At 43.4% G+C, this 19,861-nt stretch carries 21 protein-coding genes; all 21 read left to right on the forward strand.

From position 1 onward, the window contains the following. The first annotated feature begins 236 nt into the window (after positions 1-236). The 21 genes from CU635_RS03585 to CU635_RS03685 all read left to right on the forward strand — a co-directional run bounded on the left by CU635_RS03585 (position 237) and on the right by CU635_RS03685 (position 19,744). Positions 237-1,292, forward strand: a complete 1,056-nt coding sequence (locus CU635_RS03585) for an NAD(P)H-dependent glycerol-3-phosphate dehydrogenase (protein WP_101575794.1) — start codon at positions 237-239, stop codon at positions 1,290-1,292. A gap of 270 nt (positions 1,293-1,562) precedes the next feature. Then, the gene (locus CU635_RS03590) at positions 1,563-1,763 is read left to right on the forward strand and encodes a DUF2768 domain-containing protein (protein WP_101575795.1); all 201 of its coding nucleotides are present in this window, start codon (positions 1,563-1,565) and stop codon (positions 1,761-1,763) included. A gap of 26 nt (positions 1,764-1,789) precedes the next feature. Next, positions 1,790-2,500: a hypothetical protein gene (locus tag CU635_RS03595; protein WP_101575796.1), complete on the forward strand. Its 711-nt coding sequence runs from the start codon at positions 1,790-1,792 to the stop codon at positions 2,498-2,500. Between the two features lie 256 nt (positions 2,501-2,756). Beyond that, the gene (gene spoIVA / locus CU635_RS03600) at positions 2,757-4,235 is read left to right on the forward strand and encodes a stage IV sporulation protein A (RefSeq protein WP_101575797.1); all 1,479 of its coding nucleotides are present in this window, start codon (positions 2,757-2,759) and stop codon (positions 4,233-4,235) included. 435 nt (positions 4,236-4,670) lie between these two features. After that, on the forward strand, positions 4,671-4,943 hold the full coding sequence (hbs, locus tag CU635_RS03605) for a non-specific DNA-binding protein Hbs (RefSeq protein ID WP_142383442.1): 273 nt from the start codon (positions 4,671-4,673) through the stop codon (positions 4,941-4,943). A gap of 221 nt (positions 4,944-5,164) precedes the next feature. Next, on the forward strand, positions 5,165-5,734 hold the full coding sequence (gene folE, locus CU635_RS03610) for a GTP cyclohydrolase I FolE (RefSeq protein WP_101575799.1): 570 nt from the start codon (positions 5,165-5,167) through the stop codon (positions 5,732-5,734). A gap of 131 nt (positions 5,735-5,865) precedes the next feature. Further along, positions 5,866-6,102, forward strand: coding sequence for a trp RNA-binding attenuation protein MtrB (gene mtrB / locus CU635_RS03615; RefSeq protein ID WP_101575800.1), 237 nt, complete (start codon positions 5,866-5,868; stop codon positions 6,100-6,102). Between the two features lie 160 nt (positions 6,103-6,262). Beyond that, the gene (locus CU635_RS03620; protein WP_245917296.1) at positions 6,263-7,102 is read left to right on the forward strand and encodes a heptaprenyl diphosphate synthase component 1; all 840 of its coding nucleotides are present in this window, start codon (positions 6,263-6,265) and stop codon (positions 7,100-7,102) included. A 5-nt stretch (positions 7,103-7,107) separates the two neighbouring features. Continuing rightward, positions 7,108-7,815 carry a demethylmenaquinone methyltransferase gene (locus tag CU635_RS03625; RefSeq protein WP_101575801.1) on the forward strand — a complete coding sequence of 236 codons (708 nt, stop codon included), beginning with the start codon at positions 7,108-7,110 and terminating at the stop codon, positions 7,813-7,815. 65 nt (positions 7,816-7,880) lie between these two features. Beyond that, complete coding sequence (hepT, locus tag CU635_RS03630) at positions 7,881-8,843, forward strand: heptaprenyl diphosphate synthase component II (RefSeq protein WP_101575802.1); 963 nt, start codon at positions 7,881-7,883, stop codon at positions 8,841-8,843. A 94-nt stretch (positions 8,844-8,937) separates the two neighbouring features. Further along, positions 8,938-9,384 carry a nucleoside-diphosphate kinase gene (gene ndk, locus CU635_RS03635; protein ID WP_101575803.1) on the forward strand — a complete coding sequence of 149 codons (447 nt, stop codon included), beginning with the start codon at positions 8,938-8,940 and terminating at the stop codon, positions 9,382-9,384. A gap of 180 nt (positions 9,385-9,564) precedes the next feature. Then, positions 9,565-10,341 carry a CheR family methyltransferase gene (locus CU635_RS03640; RefSeq protein ID WP_101575804.1) on the forward strand — a complete coding sequence of 259 codons (777 nt, stop codon included), beginning with the start codon at positions 9,565-9,567 and terminating at the stop codon, positions 10,339-10,341. A gap of 211 nt (positions 10,342-10,552) precedes the next feature. Beyond that, positions 10,553-11,722, forward strand: coding sequence for a chorismate synthase (gene aroC, locus CU635_RS03645; RefSeq protein ID WP_101575805.1), 1,170 nt, complete (start codon positions 10,553-10,555; stop codon positions 11,720-11,722). Continuing rightward, positions 11,722-12,813, forward strand: a complete 1,092-nt coding sequence (gene aroB, locus CU635_RS03650) for a 3-dehydroquinate synthase (RefSeq protein ID WP_101575806.1) — start codon at positions 11,722-11,724, stop codon at positions 12,811-12,813. The genes aroC and aroB overlap by 1 nt, the downstream gene beginning before the upstream one ends. Continuing rightward, positions 12,813-13,184 carry a chorismate mutase gene (gene aroH / locus CU635_RS03655; protein ID WP_101575807.1) on the forward strand — a complete coding sequence of 124 codons (372 nt, stop codon included), beginning with the start codon at positions 12,813-12,815 and terminating at the stop codon, positions 13,182-13,184. Before aroB ends, aroH begins: the two co-directional genes overlap by 1 nt. A gap of 63 nt (positions 13,185-13,247) precedes the next feature. Beyond that, complete coding sequence (gene hisC, locus CU635_RS03660) at positions 13,248-14,348, forward strand: histidinol-phosphate transaminase (protein ID WP_101575808.1); 1,101 nt, start codon at positions 13,248-13,250, stop codon at positions 14,346-14,348. Positions 14,349-14,372: 24 nt separating this feature from the next. Continuing rightward, a complete protein-coding gene (locus CU635_RS03665) occupies positions 14,373-15,479 on the forward strand; it encodes a prephenate dehydrogenase (protein ID WP_101575809.1) in 1,107 nt (368 codons plus the stop codon). 38 nt (positions 15,480-15,517) lie between these two features. Beyond that, positions 15,518-16,795: a 3-phosphoshikimate 1-carboxyvinyltransferase gene (gene aroA / locus CU635_RS03670; RefSeq protein ID WP_101575831.1), complete on the forward strand. Its 1,278-nt coding sequence runs from the start codon at positions 15,518-15,520 to the stop codon at positions 16,793-16,795. A 119-nt stretch (positions 16,796-16,914) separates the two neighbouring features. Then, on the forward strand, positions 16,915-17,820 hold the full coding sequence (locus CU635_RS03675; RefSeq protein ID WP_101575810.1) for a hypothetical protein: 906 nt from the start codon (positions 16,915-16,917) through the stop codon (positions 17,818-17,820). A 69-nt stretch (positions 17,821-17,889) separates the two neighbouring features. After that, on the forward strand, positions 17,890-19,158 hold the full coding sequence (locus CU635_RS03680; protein WP_101575811.1) for a tetratricopeptide repeat protein: 1,269 nt from the start codon (positions 17,890-17,892) through the stop codon (positions 19,156-19,158). Between the two features lie 43 nt (positions 19,159-19,201). Beyond that, a complete protein-coding gene (locus tag CU635_RS03685; RefSeq protein ID WP_101575812.1) occupies positions 19,202-19,744 on the forward strand; it encodes a ReoY family proteolytic degradation factor in 543 nt (180 codons plus the stop codon). Positions 19,745-19,861: the final 117 nt, after the last annotated feature.

The raw sequence follows: 19,861 nt of genomic DNA on the forward strand, positions 1-19,861 counted from the left end.
CCCGGGAGGTTAGTTTTTTTAGGTTTGCGGTTCTGTAACAGGGAAAAGATTTTTTTAACCGAGTAAATTTCACAATGCATTAAGCTAACCGAAAAACGAATTGAATTGTCTTAATAAACCAGGGAGCCTTAGTAAGAAACGAATAATACTGTGTTAATTCTAAATAATTGTTCGTTTTTCAATTGAAGACATGCTTTATGGAATTTACTCAACTACAAAAAAGGTTGTGAGTGACATTGAACCGTCCAAAGGAAAAAGTTGCTGTTATCGGTGCAGGAAGCTGGGGAACGGCGCTTTCAATGGTTTTGGCAGATAATGGTCATCGGGTACGATTGTGGGGGCATAATCAGGCCCAAATCGATGAAATTAACGAAAAACATATGAATTCAAAGTATCTCCCCGATATTTTATTGCCTGAATCAATTGAAGGGTATCATTCCATGGCAGAGGCGATGGATCATATCAATACGATCATCCTCGCTGTCCCTACGAAGGCGATTCGGGAAGTCCTTGGCCGGATGAGGGAGATAAAACTTGAGCCGCTGACGATTGTCCATGTCAGCAAAGGAATTGAACCGGATACGCTGCTGCGCATTTCCGAAATGATTGAAGAAGAAATGCCCGAGGAGCTATTGAAAGACGTTGTTGTTTTATCCGGGCCAAGCCATGCAGAAGAAGTCAGTCTCCGTCACCCGACTACCGTCACCGTTTCTGCTAAAAACATGAGTGCTGCCGAGCGGGTGCAGGACCTGTTTATCAATCAAAATTTTCGTGTCTATACGAATCCTGATCTTATTGGGGTCGAAATTGGTGGAGCGCTTAAAAACATTATTGCGTTAGCTGCGGGACTGTCAGATGGACTTGGCTACGGGGACAATGCGAAAGCGGCTTTAATTACGCGCGGGCTCGCTGAGATCGCCAGACTCGGCACGAAAATGGGGGCCAACCCGTTGACTTTTTCGGGCTTAACCGGAATCGGCGATCTGGTTGTAACGTGTACAAGTGTTCATTCCCGTAACTGGCGGGCCGGGAACCTCCTCGGCAAAGGAAAGAATCTTGAGGAGGTTCTCGAAAATATGGGAATGGTTGTCGAAGGAGTACGGACAACAAAGGCTGCCTATCAGCTTGCTGGAAAATACCAGGTTAAAATGCCGATTTCACAGGCTCTTTACGATATTCTGTTTAACAATATAAACCCAAAAGATGCAGTTGATGCGTTAATGGCCCGGGGCAAGACACACGAAATGGAAGATCTCGTTGATATACTCGGTGAAAGAACGAGATGCGAATAATATTAATCTGCGAAATATAGGCATTAGAGGATGCGCTTCCTGTCTCCCATGCATACAATGCAACGAAGCAAACTGGTAATCTGAACAGGGTGCATGGGTGATTTAGTCGATTTGGCTAAAGTAAAGATATTGCCCCATCTTTACTTTAGCCATTTTTTCGTTGTCGCTTGGCCAGATTGCTAGAGACTGGCTGGAGTTGAACTTTGTGCCTGTACTTTTCTGTTTAATGGTCCTGTGATATAATACTTTTCGGAAAAAGGAGTGGTTCATATGTCTCCCGCTTTAATGAAAATGTGGGTTTCTCTTGCCGCAATGGCGTTTATGTTTATTTCAATTATTTCAATCTATTTGAGCCGCTATAAGCTAAAAGGATTTTTTCGGATTTTTACGGCCGTAGTAGCTTATCTATTAATGATTGTGTCCGGAATTATTATTCTTCTCGTTGTTTTAAGCGGGCCAACAAGTGAATAATCACTACATATAAAGGATTGATTCGGATGAAAAAAGCATTGATTGTTTTTCTTGTGGCAATCATCACCGCTATGTTGACAGGCTGCATGTATCCTAACGAACGACTGGCTGAAAACCAAATTCCATATAAAGACCAGGCAGATGCTGTCCAGTCTGCCGTTGATCAGTTTCGGGAAGCATCAGGAGGACTGCTCCCGATTAAGACAAAAGAGGCAGAGACACCGATTTACGAGAAATATCCGATCGATTTTGCAAGAATCGTTCCAACCTATATGGCTGAACTGCCGGGAAATTCTTTTGAAAACGGCGGGGTTTTTCAATATGTGCTTGTAGATGTTGAAACAGACCCAAAGGTAAAGCTGTTTGATTTACGAATAGCCGAGACAATCAGGGATATTAAAATGCGGATCTATTCAAATGGATATCCACCTTACAAAGAGCAAATTGCAGATGGTATTTTTACGCTCGACTTCAAAAAGCTTGGCTATAAGGAGGACCCTGTAGTGATCAGCCCCTATACGCAGCAAAACCTTCCGTTTATAGTGACAGGCGAAGGTGTGGTTCTGGTAGACTACCGGAGCGATTTATATCAGGCTCTGAAAGCGAAAGAAAGTAATTACGAACCTGGTGAAGATATCCGCAATATACTCGTCGAGGACTCTTATTTTGTCCCTGCCTATTCCCACCCGTATACAATTGAACCGGAATCAGATGAACCAATCTTTTTGGTGAAATAGTCATAACCCTTCTTCTGCAAAATATATTGTAGGAGAAGGGTTTTTTCTTTTATTCTTTAAAAATCTTTTCATCACATCATACGATGCTTCTTAAAATAACTGGCTGGTATACGGAATAGAATCGGGACAGGAGGTAAAAAAATAAAAATCTGTCATAACTTCATAGGACAACATCATAAACATATACTGTCCAAAATTACCGAAGAAAAGGATATTATTTATCCCACTAACTGTAAGATTCGGGAGGGGAGATCACTTGGAAAAGGTCGATATTTTTAAAGATATTGCCGAAAGGACTGGCGGTGATATTTATTTAGGAGTAGTAGGAGCAGTACGAACTGGCAAATCAACATTTATTAAGAAGTTTATGGAGCTGGTTGTTTTACCAAATATAAGCAATGAAGCAGACCGGGCCCGGACACAGGATGAACTGCCTCAAAGTGCAGCTGGAAAAACGATTATGACGACTGAACCGAAATTTGTTCCGAACACAGCGGCAAATATCCATGTTGATGAAGGGCTGGAAGTGAATATTAGACTGGTAGATTGTGTAGGTTATACCGTGCCGGGAGCGAAGGGATATGAAGATGAAAATGGCCCGCGCATGATAAATACTCCGTGGTATGAAGAGCCAATTCCGTTTCATGAAGCGGCTGAAATTGGTACAAGAAAGGTGATTCAAGAACATTCAACAATTGGTGTTGTGATCACAACGGACGGAACAATCGGGGAGATTCCGAGATCAAACTACCTTGAGGCAGAAGAACGTGTTATTGAAGAACTGAAAGAGGTAGGCAAGCCGTTTATTATTGTGATTAACAGCGCCCAGCCTCACCATCCGAACACAGATACCCTTAGGGGCCAGCTTGTTGAAAAGTACGATATACCGGTTATCGCAATGAGTGTCGAAAGTATGCGTGAAACAGATGTACTAAATGTTCTCAGAGAGGCGTTATACGAATTTCCTGTTTTAGAAGTAAACGTTAACCTGCCAAGCTGGGTTATGGTGTTAAGAGAAAGCCACTGGCTGCGCGGAAGCTACCAGGATGCAGTAAAAGAGACGGTAAAAGATATTAAGAGGCTCCGTGATGTAGACAGGGTCGTCCATCAATTTAGTGATTTTGAATTTATTGACCGGGCCAGCCTGGCTGGGATAGAGATGGGTCAGGGGGTTGCGGAAATTGACCTCTATGCACCGGATGATTTATACGATGATATTTTAAAAGAGATTGTCGGTGTCGAAATTCGCGGGAAGGACCATTTGCTTGAGCTTATGCAGGATTTCGCACATGCGAAGGCAGAATATGACCATATTGCCGATGCTCTTAAAATGGTGAAGCAGACTGGTTATGGTATCGCAGCCCCGACATTGACAGATATGAGCCTCGATGAACCAGAAATTATCAGACAGGGTGCGCGGTTTGGCGTAAGGTTACGGGCAGTGGCACCTTCGATTCATATGATCAAAGTCGATGTGGAATCTGAGTTTTCGCCGATCATTGGCACGGAGAAACAAAGTGAAGAGCTGGTCCGCTATTTGATGCAGGATTTTGAGGATGATCCGCTCTCGATCTGGAATTCTGATATTTTTGGCCGCAGTCTAAGCTCAATCGTCAGGGAGGGCATCCAGGCAAAACTTTCGTTAATGCCTGAAAATGCACGTTATAAATTAAAAGAAACGTTAGAACGGATTATTAACGAAGGTTCCGGTGGATTAATTGCGATCATTCTCTAATATTCGACTCCGATAAGGGGTCTTTTTCTTTTTTAAAATTTTTTCTCCCATCACTAATTTAGATTTGCTAATTTGCTGATTTCTCAAGCGGGATCTAGGTTGGAAGGGCGTTTCAACTGCGAAAAATGACGAATTTTATATTACAAGAATATTTCAAATAAGAAAACATTACCATTATTTTGATGAATTTTCTTGATATAATGAATCTATTATGATAATCTTTTAACAGAATTGAAGTTGTGAGGCTCAAAACCTTATGGATAAAGGATTTTTTCAATAAAATAGATTGAAATCTTCCTCTTAATCATTTAATATAAGGGCTGTGCTGAAAAAATCTTTCACAACGTATAGAATTCAGTAATTATGTTTAAGAATGTAGGTAAGACGCCTATTGTTACTGAATTTTATTTCAATTTTTGGGAGGAGGTGACAAGCATGAACAAGACAGAACTAATTAACGCAGTTGCAGAAGCTAGTGAACTTTCTAAAAAAGACGCTACTAAAGCGGTTGACGCTGTTTTTGACGCAATCCTAGATGCTTTAAAAAATGGTGATAAAGTACAATTAATTGGTTTCGGAAACTTTGAAGTACGTGAGCGTGCAGCCCGTAAAGGCCGCAACCCACAAACTGGCGAAGAAATCGAAATTTCTGCAAGCAAAGTCCCTGCTTTCAAACCAGGTAAAGCGCTTAAAGATGCAGTAAAATAATTACATAAGTGCTTAAAGCCAATGCTTGGGGAAAAGGTCGTGTGAAAACACGGCCTTTTTCTTTTGTTGCGAAATTTTGGTTTTTTTATCGAGTCAACAAACATAAGGTGTAAATGGCTGCTTAATTAAACTTCTGTTTTGCTTGAATGAAAATGATTATGCTAATATGTAAATGTTATACTTTAAACTAGTGGGATAGTGCTTTATTAGGAGGAAGTTGTATGTCTAACGTAAATCGTACGCAGATAGAGGAAGCGGTTCGTCTAATTTTGCAGGCAATCGGAGAAGACCCGGATCGTGAAGGGCTTGTCGATACACCGAAGCGTGTTGCTAAAATGTATGAAGAAGTTTTTGCCGGTTTAAACAAGGATCCAAAAGAGCATTTTGAAACGATTTTTGGGGAAGACCATGAAGAGCTTGTGCTCGTTAAAGATATTCCTTTTTATTCGATGTGTGAACACCATTTAGTGCCATTCTTTGGGCAGGCACATATAGCTTACATACCGAAAAACGGGAGAGTGACAGGATTAAGTAAATTAGCAAGAGCATTGGAGGATGTGGTGCGCAGGCCCCAGCTTCAAGAACGAATCACTGCAACGGTAGCCGATGCTATTATGGAAAAGCTTGAGCCTCATGGTGTGATGGTGGTTGTTGAAGCAGAGCATATGTGCATGACGATGCGGGGAGTTAAAAAACCCGGGTCAAAAACAATTACATCGGCTGTGAGAGGCGTATTGCAGGAAGACCCAAGAGCCAGGGCTGAAGTACTTGCACTAATAAATAAACAATAGAGCAGGATAAAAGGCTGGGAGATTACTTTTAGCCTTTTTAATTGCTTTAATAAAGCATGCTGGCAAATTTAATTAATAATTAGCCAGCTCGCATCTTAACTGGAGAATTTTTAAAGCTGGAGGTGAAAGAATTGGAAAAACGCAACCCGGCAAATGGTGACTATGTCGTAATCAAAGCGATGGATGATGGAGTGAATGTCATCGGATTAACGAGAGGGACCGATACAAGATTTCACCATTCCGAGAAACTGGATAAAGGTGAAGTGATGATTGCACAGTTTACCGAGCATACCTCTGCGATAAAAATTCGCGGTAAAGCTTCGATCATAACTTCGTATGGGCAGGTAGAAAGTGATCCGAAAAAGTAATCGGGAAAATGGAAGATTTGGGAAAGTTTTTTATTTCCTTAACCCCGACAAACGATTGATATTTTGTGATATAATTGTCACTGCCTTTCAATGCATGGATTTTCTTACTAACACTACCATCGATGCAAAAATACATATACATATATTTTGGGGAACAAGGGTGATTAATTTGCAAGATCTTCGAGAGAAACTAGCTGAAATAAAGGAGCATATCAAAGCAAAAGCATCCCATCCATATTTGCTTAAGCACGTTGAGGCTCCGGACATTGATGAAGACAAGCTAATATTGCTTCTTTCCCTGTTAAATCAGCTTGATCTGTCAAAAGCTGAAATAGATCGTTATGCACTAACGATAACGCTTATTCAAATTGCCCTCGATACCCATGAGCATGTGACGAACAGTAAAGCCTTAAAAGATAGCAGCCAGAACATGCAAAGACGGCAGTTGACTGTTCTAGCAGGCGACTATTACAGCGGGCTCTATTATAAATTTCTCGCTGAAATTGATAATATATCAATGATTCGTACTCTTGCCGAAGGAATTAAGAATATAAACGAACATAAAATCACCGTCTATCAACGGGATACCGACGGTGTTGATAAATTGATGAACAGCATTAGGAAAATTGAATCATCTTTATTTGAGAAGATTTCTGAATACTTTCATGCCGGAGCCTGGAATGAAGTGGCGTCCAATCTTTTGCTTGTAAAGAGGTTAATGGCAGAAAGAAAGCAGTTTTTACAGGCCAGTCCCTCGATTGTTTTTGAGATATTAAAAAAATTGACTTTCCCTAAACATGATTGTGCGAATCATGAACTATCAAGCGAACAACAGAAATATTTATTATTGGTGTGCGATCGTTACATTGAATATGCCAGGAAATTGATTGAAAATGGCTTAAAGAAGCTCCCAAAAATAAATGAACTTCTTGAAGAAAGGATTTTATTCTTCTTCAACGAGCATCAGCCGACGGCGAAAACTTATGTGGAAGAAGGGTAAGATACATGCAACAATCAAAAGAAGAACGCGTTCACAATGTTTTCGAGAAGATTTCCCAAAATTACGATAAGATGAATTCAGTGATAAGCTTTCAACAGCATAAAAGATGGCGCCAGGATACAATGAGACAGATGAATGTGCAAAAAGGGGCAAAAGCTCTCGATGTATGCTGCGGCACCGGTGATTGGACAATTGCGCTGGCTAAAGCGACAGGATCCGACGGAGAAGTGGTCGGACTCGATTTTAGTCAAAATATGCTGAAGGTTGGCGAAGAGAAGGTTAAAGAACTGGGGCTTGACCACGTTTCACTTATACATGGAAATGCAATGGATCTGCCGTTTCCTGCCGATTCTTTTGATTTTGTAACGATTGGTTTTGGTTTAAGAAACGTCCCGGATTATATGCAAGTTTTGAAAGAAATGAATCGGGTTCTAAAACCGGGCGGCGTTGCAGTATGCCTCGAAACCTCACAACCGACAATGATTGGTTTTAAACAGCTCTATTATTTTTATTTTAAATTTATTATGCCAATTTTCGGCAAAGTGTTTGCGAAAAGCTATGCTGAATATTCATGGCTGCAGGAATCTGCCAGAGAGTTTCCGGGCATGAAAGAGTTGGCCCGGATGTTTAAAAAAGCCGGGTTTGAAGAGGTAAAATATAAACCGTATAGCGGAGGAGTTGCCGCGGTTCATATGGGCCATAAAAAATACTGATGTCAAATGAAAACCTGCAGCGAAGGGATCCATTGTGACAGGAAGTTGAAGCTGGGTGGGAACAGATGAAATTAAAAATGATGTATTCATTTTTGAATTCGGATTTAAGCATAATAGAAAAAGAGCTGGAAGAAACAATACATGCAGATTCGCCGCTGCTTCGGCAGGCATCTTTGCATTTATTGCAGGCCGGGGGAAAACGGATTCGCCCAGTTTTTGTATTACTTGCTGGTAAGTTCGGAAATTATGATATTAATGTGACTAAAAACATAGCAATGGCTCTTGAATTGATCCATACAGCCAGTCTCGTTCATGATGATGTCATCGATGATGCCGAGCTGCGGCGCGGGCGGCCAACCATTAAAGCAAAATGGGACAATCGGATTGCGATGTACACGGGTGATTATATTTTTGCCCGCTCTCTTGAATTGATCACGAATATTGAAAATCCTCTTGCCCACCAGATTCTTTCCAATACAATTGTCGAAGTTTGTATTGGGGAAATTGAGCAAATCAAAGATAAATACAGGTTTGATCAAAATATAAAGGATTATTTCCGCAGAATAAAAAGAAAGACAGCCCTGCTAATTGCAGTCAGTCTGCAGCTTGGTGCCATTTCAGCCGGCGTTGAAGAAAGAATTCATCGAAAACTGTTCCAGTTTGGCTATTATGTCGGCATGTCCTTTCAAATAACCGATGATATTCTCGATTTTACAGGCACGGAAAAGGAGCTTGGCAAGCCAGCGGGTGGCGACCTGCTCCAGGGGAATTTAACTCTGCCGGTATTTTTTGCGATGGAGGATGCGAACATTCGGACAAAGATCGTTCGTGTTCATGAAGATATGCCGCGCAGCGAGATCGATGAAATCATCTCCCTGATCAAAAACAGCAGTGCCATTGAACGCTCGGTTCAAATAAGTGATCGATATTTGGATAAAGCTATTTCACTTCTTGATGAACTCCCGGACAATCGGGCGAATAAGACACTTAAAGAAATTGCCAGATACATCGGAAAGCGCAAATTTTGAGTAAAGTTGCTAAATAGTCAAAAGAATGTTACTATTTTCGTGGATTGTCCTCCAAGGGTAATCCACTATACATAATGTTGTAGGAGTGGAGTTCATGGAAAAAACATTTTTAATGGTAAAACCTGACGGCGTCCAACGCAATTTAATCGGTGAAGTTGTCGCACGTTTTGAGAAAAAAGGTTATCAATTGGCGGGTGCCAAGCTGATGATTATTTCGAAAGAGCTTGCCGAACAGCATTACGGAGAACATAAAGAGCGTCCTTTCTTCGGCGAACTCGTCGATTTTATTACTTCCGGGCCTGTGTTTGCAATGGTTTGGCAGGGAGAGAACGTAATTGCTGCCGCACGACAAATGATGGGCGCTACGAATCCTAAAGATGCAGCTCCTGGAACACTGCGTGGCGATTTTGGTGTGACTGTTGGCAAGAATGTCATTCACGGTTCGGATTCACCGGAAAGTGCCAAGCGGGAAATCGGTCTATTTTTTAACAATGATGAAGTGGCTGAATATAATAAGCTTGTCAAAGAATGGATTTATTAAAATAGAACGTGTCACAGGGCGCTTGAAATTTAGGCGCTCTTTTTTGTATCCCTTTTCTCTGCTGATTTAATAAAAACAGAGCTCTTCTCTGAAAAAAAGCTCTCATGATTCTCGGTTTTCCGCTATACTTAAGAATGTTATTAGAAAATATTAGCGGATTTTGTCAGAGGAGAAGCAGAAATGGCACAAAACGATTATCAAGACTTTATCAGTAAAATCAAAAGAAAGACCGGAATAGATCTGTCCCTTTATAAAGAAGCACAGATGAAACGCAGATTAACATCTCTTTATGAAAAGAAAGGTTTCGCTTCCTTCGAGGTTTTTTATGAAGCATTATCAAAAGAACATCAGCTTTTAGATGAGTTTCTTGATAGAATGACGATTAATGTCTCCGAATTTTACCGTAATTCGAAACGATGGGAAGTACTCGAACAAAAGATTTTGCCGAAAATTCTTGCCGAAAACAAGCGGCCGAAAATTTGGAGCGCTGCGTGTTCAACGGGGGAGGAACCATACACGATTGCGATGGTTATGTCGAAATTTATGCCTCTTTCAGAGCTGCAAATCCAGGCTACCGATCTTGACACCAATGTGATTAATCGGGCCAAGGCAGGAGTTTACCCGGAAAGGTCGTTAAACGAGGTTCCAGCTGAGATTAGAAAGAAGTATTTTACCCAGGAAGGCAGCTTTTATAAAGTAGACGATAAAATCAAGAAGACGATTGTTTATAAGCAGCACAATTTACTTGCCGAGCCTTTCGGCGGTCCATATGATTTAATCGTCTGCCGGAACGTCCTGATTTATTTTACCGAAGAAGCAAAGGATGAACTGTATAAAAAGTTCAGTGCCGCTCTAAGACCTGGCGGAATCTTCTTCGTCGGCAGCACAGAACAAATTTTCAACCCAGCGGCGTATGGTTTCGATACAGAAGATACATTTTTTTACAGGAAACAGTAATAGCAGCCGGGCGGATACAGCCTGGTTTTTTTCTGTGAAAAACTGCAGCCGCGCTTCACCTCACTTTTGATACATGTCTGTTAAATGTTAAAATAGCTTCATTCATGTTAAAGAGGATAAAAAGATTATTTTGAATCTTTGACTATTCTTATCCACAGTCATATGATATATTGATACATAATCCTTTAACGAGTTGAAGGGAGAAAGAGTTATGAGATATTTAACCGCAGGAGAATCACATGGGCCGCAATTGACGGCGATTATTGAAGGCCTGCCGGCTGGAATGCCACTGTTGGCTGAGGATATTAACATCGAGCTGGCAAGAAGGCAAAAAGGCTATGGCAGAGGCCGCAGAATGCAAATCGAGAAGGATACAGTGCAAATTGCCGGTGGCATCAGGCAAGGACTTACGCTCGGATCACCAGTGGCCCTTGTCGTTGAAAATAACGACTGGAAGCATTGGACGAAAATAATGGGCCAGGAGCCGGTCGCCGACGATGATGAAGAAGTAAAACGAAAAATTACCCGGCCTCGTCCCGGCCATGCTGATTTAAATGGCGCTCTGAAGTACGGGCATCGCGATATGCGCAACGTTCTTGAACGTTCCTCTGCCCGTGAAACAACGGTAAGGGTGGCGGCTGGTGCTGCGGCTAAAAAATTATTGTCGCTTCTTGGCATTGAAATAGCTTCCCACGTCATCGAAATTGGCGGGGTGAAAGCAGAAAAACGCCGCTTTCAATCGATACAAGAATTAATAGAACGGACTGAACAATCTCCAGTCCGCTGTGTGGATGATGAAGCCGCTGAAAAAATGATGAAAGCGATTGATACAGCCAAAAATAATGGAGACTCAATTGGCGGAGTGGTCGAAGTTATTGCAGAAGGGATGCCGGCAGGAGTCGGAAGCTATGTGCACTTCGACCGGAAGCTCGATGCAAAATTAGCTGCTGCGGTTGTCAGTATTAATGCATTTAAAGGTGTTGAATTTGGAATCGGCTTTGAGGCAGCACGTAAACCAGGCAGCGAGGTACATGATGAAATTGCCTGGGATATAGAGCAGGGTTATTATCGAAAAACGAATCGTCTGGGCGGACTGGAGGGCGGAATGACAACAGGAATGCCAATCATTGTCCGCGGCGTGATGAAGCCAATTCCTACCTTATATAAACCTCTGAAAAGTGTCGATATCGACACGAAAGAGCCTTTTGCTGCAAGCATTGAACGCTCTGACAGCTGTGCAGTACCTGCAGCGGCCATTGTTGCAGAAAATGTTGTGGCCTGGGAGCTGGCGGCAGCGATTGTCGACCAGTTCTATGCAGACAGATTCGAAACCTTGAAGGAAGATGTTGACAGGCAGAGGAAGTTTGCGAGGGAATTTTAATGGCGACATTAAATGTGAAAACAGATACAAAGGAATACCCTGTATTTATTGGTGCGGGGGTCAGCGGCCAGTTAGCCGGCTTTCTAAAAGAACACTTCCCCCATTTAACGTCGCTGCTAGTGATTACGGATGAAACTGTAGGCGCTCTTTATTTGGACGATCTTAAGACACGGCTTTCTGCTTTTCCTATCCATGCCTATCCTGTTCCGGCAGGAGAAAAAGCGAAAACATTTGAAGTTTACTATCAAGTCTTAACCTATGCGCTGGAACAAAAACTCGACCGCCATTCGCTTGTGATCGCCCTGGGTGGTGGAGCGGTTGGGGATCTGGCCGGGTTTGCTGCGGCTACATTTATGCGCGGGATTCCGTTTATTCAAGTGCCAACGACGATTCTTGCGCATGACAGTGCGGTAGGAGGAAAAGTTGCGATCAACCATCCGATCGGGAAAAATATGATCGGGGCCTTTTACCAGCCAGAGGCTGTTTTTTATGATCTTGACTATCTATCATCACTGCCAATAGCAGAGAAGCGTTCAGGCTTTGCGGAAGTGGTCAAGGAGGCGCTCATCAGTGACAAGGCATTTTACAGCTGGCTCAGAAACCATATTCATTCTCTCGAGTCGATTGCACGTGGTGAGCTGGAGTACGCACTAACAAACGGAATTAAAATTAAAGGCGAAATTGTAGCTGAAGATGAAAAAGAAACCGGAGTCCGAGCTTATTTAAATTTTGGGCACACGCTCGGGCATGCCATTGAAGCGGAATATGGGTATGGAAGCATAACCCATGGCGAAGCTGTTATGATTGGGACTGTTTTTGCTCTTCAATTAAGCAAGCACCTCCACTCATTGGAGTTTAAGCTTACGGAGTTCACCGCGTGGCTTGGACAGCTTGGCTACGAAACGGCGATTCCCGCAGGTTTATCAGCAGAAAAGATGATCGAAAGAATGAAACAGGATAAAAAATCAGTAGGGCAAAAAGTTCGTTTCGTCCTGTTAAAAGAGGTCGGGACCCCTGTATTAACAGAGATACCGGACAGCGTTTTACTGGATTATTTAAAAAACTTTCTGGCAACGGGGAGGACTGCATAGTGATTAGGGGAGTTAGGGGTGCCATAACCGTTAATGAAAACAGTGAAACAGAAATTGTCGCAGCTACAGAAAGACTGCTGAAAATAATGATTGATGAAAATCGGATAGAGCCTGACGGGGTCGCCTCTGTGTTTATTTCGGTGACAGAGGATATAACAGCGGCATTCCCGGCAAAAGCGCTCCGCTTGTTTGCAGGCTGGGAGTATGTCCCGGTAATGTGCATGCGGGAAATCCCGGTTCCGGGGTCGCTTGAAAAATGCATCCGCGTTATGCTGCATGTGAATTCCTCAAGCCGACAGGATGAAATCAGCCATATTTACCTTGAAGAGGCGGTTCGCTTGCGCCCCGATTTAAATGCAGGCAAGCTTTAGAATATGTCCATGCAACAAATTGAATAACTCATCGCGATAAAAAATTTAAATGAGGTGATTGAGATGAGATGGAAACAGCAACTGCTCACACTGAATCCATACCAGCCTGGAAAGTCGATTGATGAAGTGAAGAAGCAGTATCGCTTAAAAGAAATTGTCAAGCTTGCTTCCAATGAAAATCCGTACGGCTGTTCGGAGCGTGTTCTGGGCACTTTGGAGCAGAGCACTGGTTTCTTTGCACTTTATCCGGACGGTTATGCCACCAACTTGCGTGAAACATTGGCCACCCACCTGGACGTTTTTCCTAATCAAATTATCTTCGGAAATGGATCAGATGAAATCATCCAAATTATTTCACGGTCTTTGCTCCATCCCGGAGCAAACACGGTGATGGCAGCACCAACCTTTCCGCAATATAAACATAACGCCATTATTGAAGGTGCGGAGGTTCGTGAGATTCCGCTTAAAAATGGCAATCATGACCTGGATGAAATGCTTGCTGCGATTGACGGGCAGACAAATGCAGTCTGGCTTTGCAGCCCGAACAATCCGACCGGCACGTATATTCCCGAGGACCAATTAATTGCTTTCCTGGATCGAGTGCCGAAAGATGTTCTTGTCGTGCTGGATGAGGCTTATTTTGAATACGTAGTGGCAGACGATTACTATGATTCTGTCGAACTGTTAACGCGTTATGAAAATCTGATTGTGCTCAGAACCTTCTCGAAAATTTACGGACTTGCAAGCCTTCGCATTGGATACGGGATTGCTTCACAGGCGATTATTCGCGCGATAGAGCCGGCGCGCGAACCATTTAACGTTAACCGCTTTGCACTGCTCGCCGCAGAGGCTGCACTTGGCGACCAGGCATATGTAAACGAATGCCGGCAGAAAAACAGACAAGGTCTTGACCAGTTTTATCGTTACTGTGACATAAATAATCTTGACTACTATCCTTCTCAGGGGAACTTTATTTTAATCGATTTTCAAGTAGACGGAAATGAAGTGTTTCAGTTTTTGCTGGAAAAGGGCTTCATCGTTCGTTCAGGACCGGCGCTTGGCTTTCCAACCTCGATAAGAGTTACGGTTGGATCCCGGGAACAAAACGAAAAATTGCTCGGAGCCATTTCCGAGTTTTTGGCTGCCAAAGCAGCACTGTCATAAAATTTTCAAGTAGGACGTGATTGTTTGAAAGGCCGCGTTTTTATCATTGGGCTGGGCTTAATCGGAGGCTCACTCGCGCTTTGTATAAAAGACAAGCATCGTGAAGCTGCGGTTATCGGCTTCGACATTCATCCGGAACAAAGCAAGCTTGCCAAGATGCTCGGTGTTATCGACGAGGCGGCAGAAACGGTAGAAGAGGGTGCGGCCGGGGCGGACCTTATCCTGATTGCAACCCCGGTTACAGAAGCAGAGCGCATCATCGATTCCCTGTCACAAATCAACTTGAATAAAGATGTCATTATTTCCGATGCTGGTAGCACCAAGGCTGAAATAATGAAAAAAGCAGCCCGTTTAAAGGAGAATGGAGTTACATTTATCGGAGGCCATCCGATGGCTGGGTCGCATAAAAGCGGGGTGGCAGCGGCAAGAAGCCTCCTGTTTGAAAATGCTTTTTATTTATTGACTCCTGACAAGGAAACGCCAGTGCAGGATGTTGAAAAGCTTAAAAGCTGGCTGGCAGGGACGCGGGCAAAGTTTTTGATCATAGACCCGGCGCAGCATGACTATTTGACCGGGGTCATCAGCCACTTCCCCCATATTATTGCTGCATCTCTCGTCCATCAGGCAGACAGGACGAGAGATGAGGAAAACCTTGTTCCAAGGCTCGCCGCCGGGGGCTTTCGTGATATTACCCGGATTGCCTCAAGCAGTCCCCATATGTGGCGGGATATCCTGCTTCATAATAAAGATGTGCTGCTTGAACTTCTGATCGAGTGGAAAGTCGAGATGGACAAAGTTGCACAAATGCTGAAAGCAAATGATAGTGAAGCGATCTATCAATTCTTTTTAAAGGCGAAAGAATTTCGCGATGAACTGCCGCAAAAAGAAAAGGGTGCGATTCCGGCTTTCTATGATTTATACGTTGATGTACCGGACTATCCCGGGATCATTTCCGAGATTACCGGCTATTTGGCAGAAGAAAAGATCAGTATCACAAATATAAGAATTCTAGAAACAAGAGAAGAGATTTATGGTGTGCTTGTGATTAGCTTTCAAACAGACGAGGACAGGCAGAGGGCCGAAGTCTGTATCCGCCATCAAACACAGTATGAGACTTTTACAGGTTCTTAAGTATTGAAGGGAGCGCATTTCCAGTGAATATTTTGCAGATGCATCCAAAAAGTAAAGGGTTACGGGGCTCAATTGCGGTTCCCGGAGATAAGTCTATTTCACACCGAAGCGTAATGTTCGGTGCAATTGCGCATGGCACAACAACCGTTCAGCATTTCCTGGCCGGTGAGGATTGCTTAAGCACGATCAGCTGCTTTCGCAAGCTGGGGGTCACGATCGAGCAGGAAGGAGACCGCTTGCAAATTATCGGAAAAGGGATCGATGGATTACGGGAACCGTCAGAAGTTCTCGATGTCGGCAATTCAGGTACGACCATCCGTCTCTTGCTTGGCATATTGGCAGGCAGGCCGTTCCATGCCTCACTGGTAGGAGACAGCTCAATCGCGAAACGTCCGATGACGAGAGTGACCAGGCCGCTGGCTGCGATGGGAGCTTCGATTGATGGGAGGAATAAGGGCGAGTTCACGCCGTTATCGATTAGAGGCGGACACTTAACCGGAATCGAATACAAGTCGCCTGTCGCCAGCGCCCAGGTGAAATCCTCCATTTTGTTTGCCGGATTACAGGCAGAAGGTGAAACGAGCGTCATCGAACCGTCAAAAACGAGGGATCATACTGAACGAATGCTTCAGCAATTTGGCGGGAACGTTGACATCGATGGTTTATCGGTTAAAGTAACAGGCGGGCAGCAGCTCAAAGCTGTGAACATTGATGTGCCCGGCGATGTATCATCCGCCGCTTTTTTCCTGGTCGCGGCTGCGATCACCCCGAACAGTGAGCTAGTGCTGCACAATGTCGGCTTAAATCCAACGAGAACAGGCATCCTTGATGTTCTGGAGCAAATGGGGGCTGACATCAAGATCCTGCCGAAAAAAGAAGACAATGCCGAGCCTGTCGGTGATATTATCATTAAAACATCCGCCTTAAAAGGCATTGAAATTAGCGGGGATCTGATTCCCAGGCTGATAGACGAAATTCCTGTCATCGCACTATTGGCCACACAGGCAAATGGAACAACGGTCATAAAGGATGCCCATGAATTAAAAGTCAAAGAAACGAATCGAATTGATACTGTTGTCAATGAATTGACAAAGCTTGGTGCTGAAATCGAGGCGACCGAAGACGGGATGATTATTGCCGGGGGATCCACTTTAAATGGCGGACATGTAGATAGCCATGGAGATCACCGGATCGGCATGATGCTTGCGATTGCCTCACTCATTTGCAGCGGCGAAGTCAATTTGGCTGAAAGCGAAGCGATTGCTGTCTCATACCCGGCGTTTTTTGAAGACTTGGCCCGGGTAAACGTGCAATAAGCTAACGTTATGAATGAAAACCTTGCTGCCCAGGCAAGGTTTTTCAGTTTCGCTTGCGATTCAAGCATAATTTCAGAAACTCGACATAGCTTGTCTTAAGACCTGAAAGAGGTGGTTTTATGGCGAGCTATTTGATTGAAAATGCCAATATTTTAAAGGAAAAGTATTTAGACAAAGCGTCATTGCTGATTAAAAATAATCGGATTGTATCAGTGAGTAAATCCTGTCGCAAATTAACGGTTATGAAGATGGATGCCAACAAGTTTATCATGACACCCTCACACATCATTTATGACAGCGGTCTGCCGTTATCACAGCCTTTTCAGGATATGAAGAACTATTTTACTGCCAATTACTTGCTTAAGGGCTGCACGGCACTGATGACAGCTGCAACAGTCAGATATGAGAACGAACTGGCTGCTTGCTTGAAAAACTTGCGGACGAGCCTGCTCAACAGCCCGGTTGATATGATTGTCGCTGTTAAAATTCCGCCGGAATTGCTTACGCCGACATTTATCCGTAAATGCAAAAAAGAAAGGATTCCAGCCATTTTTGTTGAAATCAATAGGGAAAAAGATATATCATTGCTGCCATGGGGTTGGATCAGGGAGGCGATGTTTCCTTACAACAGTCCGCTCATCCCTGTTTTCAGCGAAGAGGCTCCGCGAAAAAGAAACCGCCTTAAAGACACATGGAAACAGATCATGCTCGAGGAGAAAATCCCTGCGATTGATGAAGAGATAAGCGTTAATGAGCCGATTAGCCAGCATGTCCTGGCGAAGATTGGCATTTATCCGCTTAAATCGTATTTAAATGCCGGGGGAGAGTTAAGCTATAATTTGTATTGGAAGAGCAGGGAAATCCAGAATATTGAAGAATCTTCGCTCTACCATCATCATAATCATAGATTGGCGGTGACTGTCCATAGAGGGACAGTGATCCGGGCGGGCGCGGACGTTTTGTTTCGTCCCGGATTTGGAGAACATGTAACTATCAAAACACCGTCATTCTTTGCAGCCCCATGACCATTTACATCATGCTGCCCAGTCTGGTAAGCATGCAATTTATATCCGGTTTAGGAAAGGATTTTGTTTATGGATATCATCGAAAAAATTCTCGCTCTTTTAGAAAAAGGCCAGCAACAGGAAGCACTCATTGAATATAAAAAGATTTTAAACAGCGGCAGTGCCGAGGAAAAATTCTCGCTCGCAGAAGAACTTTTCCAATTCGGTTTTATAGACGAAGCAAAGGCATTGTATGAAAATCTACTTCAAGCATATCCCGATGAAGGGGAGCTGCTTGTCCTCCTGGCTGAAACATGCATTGAGCTTGGCGATGAAGATCAGGCAATGCTGGCACTGGAAAAAGTCACCCCGGCTGATTCCAGCTATCCGCAAGCATTATTGCTGTTGGCAGATTTATACCAGATCAATGGATTGTACGAAGTTAGCGAGCAAAAGCTAAAGAGCGCAAAACAGCTGCTTCCTGATGAAGTGGTCATTGATTTTGCGATGGGAGAATTATATGCAGAGCAAGGCAAAGTAACGGAGGCTATCCGCGCTTATCAGGCCGTTCTTTTGCAGGAAACGGAAATTGCCGGGGTCATCATCCACCAGCGGATCGCCGATATACTTAGTTCTTCCGGCTCTTTTGAAGAGGCGTTGCCGCACTATGAACAGGCATTGAATGAAAAGCTCGAAATAAACACTTTATTTGGCTATGCGTTCACGGCTCTGCAGGCCGGCTTTAACAGAACGGCGATTGAAAAGTTCAATGAAATCAAAAGTCTCGACCCTGATTACCATTCTTTATACCTTCCTTTAGCGAAAGCGTACGAACGCGAAGAACAATTGTTGCAATCGTTTGAAACCGTTAAAGAGGGAATCAGGCAGGATGAGTTTAATAAAGATTTATTTTTTTACGGCGGAAAAATCGCTTTAAAGCTTGCTGAAGAGGATGAGGCAGAACGGCTGTTCAGGGAAGCACTCGCTCTCGACCCGGCCTTTACCGAAGCGGCCCTGACTTTGAATAAGCTGTTTATCAAGCAGGAACGCTATGAAAATGTCATTGATTTGATCAAGGAACTGGATATTCAGGAGGAAGAGGAGCCCCAATTAATCTGGGATGAGGCGCTCGCTTTGCAGAACCTTGAAAAATATTCACATGCATTAAACAAATATGAGCATGCATATACTTTTTTTAAGAATGATCACGAATTTTTAAATGATTATGGATATTTTCTTATAGAAGAAGGAAAAAACGCCAAAGCTGCCGAAATTTTTATTAAGCTGCTAAAAGGTGATCCAAGCAACGAAGACTATCAGCAAATGATCGAACGGCTCACTGATGAGTTGCCTAAATAGGGATCTTGAAAAATTGGCTTTAAATGCAGAGGAGGGATTCAAAATGACGGCCCCTGTTTCTGTCAACGAGAAGAAGGACTTCATTCGCTGGTTTTTAAACCACTATCAGTTGAAACGGAGAGAATGTGTCTGGATTCTGAATTACTTAATGAGCCATGATCAGTTAATGGAGAGGGTCCATTTCGTCGAACAGGCTCAGTTTTGCCCGCGCGGACTGGTGATGTCAACCCACTGTGTGGATGAAGTCCCGTTTCGGTTTTATAAAGAAAATATTATGACGACCGATGCGGAAAAATCTTTTCATGATATCCGTTTAAACAGAGATGAAGAGATTTATATCCAACTGAATTTTCATGCTTCGAACCAGGCGCACCAGTATGCGGCAGTGCTGGAAGAAAACCCTTACATGCCGAAGAAACTGCAAATCAGCGAAAAAGACAGGCTGATTGCAGAACGCTTCCTTTCTGAAAGTCTGCAGCGTTTCCAGGAGGAAAAGCTGTTAAAGCTCATTGACGAAGCTCTTGACCGAAGAGATAAAGAGACCTTTAAGGCATTGGCCGAGAAGCTCAATGCCATCAAAAAATAACATTAGCAGAGGCTTGCTGTTAACAGCAGGCTTTTTATTTTGCAATAATGACTTGAGTATGAGTAAAATGTTTGTAGGAGAAGAATTTCCCTTCTCATCCAGATAATGGCGTAGCCG

Source organism: Bacillus canaveralius (genome assembly GCF_002860125.1).
GTDB lineage: Bacteria > Bacillota > Bacilli > Bacillales > Cytobacillaceae > Bacillus_BJ > Bacillus_BJ canaveralius.

What these genes read in the sequence shown, in the direction of transcription:
- CU635_RS03590 (WP_101575795.1), top strand. Translation starts at nt 1,563, where the DNA reads ATGTCTCCCGCTTTAATGAAAATGTGGGTTTCTCTTGCCGCAATGGCG.
- CU635_RS03595 (WP_101575796.1), top strand. Translation starts at nt 1,790, where the DNA reads ATGAAAAAAGCATTGATTGTTTTTCTTGTGGCAATCATCACCGCTATG.
- hbs (WP_142383442.1), top strand. Translation starts at nt 4,671, where the DNA reads ATGAACAAGACAGAACTAATTAACGCAGTTGCAGAAGCTAGTGAACTT.
- folE (WP_101575799.1), top strand. Translation starts at nt 5,165, where the DNA reads ATGTCTAACGTAAATCGTACGCAGATAGAGGAAGCGGTTCGTCTAATT.
- CU635_RS03625 (WP_101575801.1), top strand. Translation starts at nt 7,108, where the DNA reads ATGCAACAATCAAAAGAAGAACGCGTTCACAATGTTTTCGAGAAGATT.
- hepT (WP_101575802.1), top strand. Translation starts at nt 7,881, where the DNA reads ATGAAATTAAAAATGATGTATTCATTTTTGAATTCGGATTTAAGCATA.
- ndk (WP_101575803.1), top strand. Translation starts at nt 8,938, where the DNA reads ATGGAAAAAACATTTTTAATGGTAAAACCTGACGGCGTCCAACGCAAT.
- CU635_RS03640 (WP_101575804.1), top strand. Translation starts at nt 9,565, where the DNA reads ATGGCACAAAACGATTATCAAGACTTTATCAGTAAAATCAAAAGAAAG.
- aroC (WP_101575805.1), top strand. Translation starts at nt 10,553, where the DNA reads ATGAGATATTTAACCGCAGGAGAATCACATGGGCCGCAATTGACGGCG.
- aroB (WP_101575806.1), top strand. Translation starts at nt 11,722, where the DNA reads ATGGCGACATTAAATGTGAAAACAGATACAAAGGAATACCCTGTATTT.
- hisC (WP_101575808.1), top strand. Translation starts at nt 13,248, where the DNA reads ATGAGATGGAAACAGCAACTGCTCACACTGAATCCATACCAGCCTGGA.
- aroA (WP_101575831.1), top strand. Translation starts at nt 15,518, where the DNA reads ATGCATCCAAAAAGTAAAGGGTTACGGGGCTCAATTGCGGTTCCCGGA.
- CU635_RS03675 (WP_101575810.1), top strand. Translation starts at nt 16,915, where the DNA reads ATGGCGAGCTATTTGATTGAAAATGCCAATATTTTAAAGGAAAAGTAT.
- CU635_RS03680 (WP_101575811.1), top strand. Translation starts at nt 17,890, where the DNA reads ATGGATATCATCGAAAAAATTCTCGCTCTTTTAGAAAAAGGCCAGCAA.
- CU635_RS03685 (WP_101575812.1), top strand. Translation starts at nt 19,202, where the DNA reads ATGACGGCCCCTGTTTCTGTCAACGAGAAGAAGGACTTCATTCGCTGG.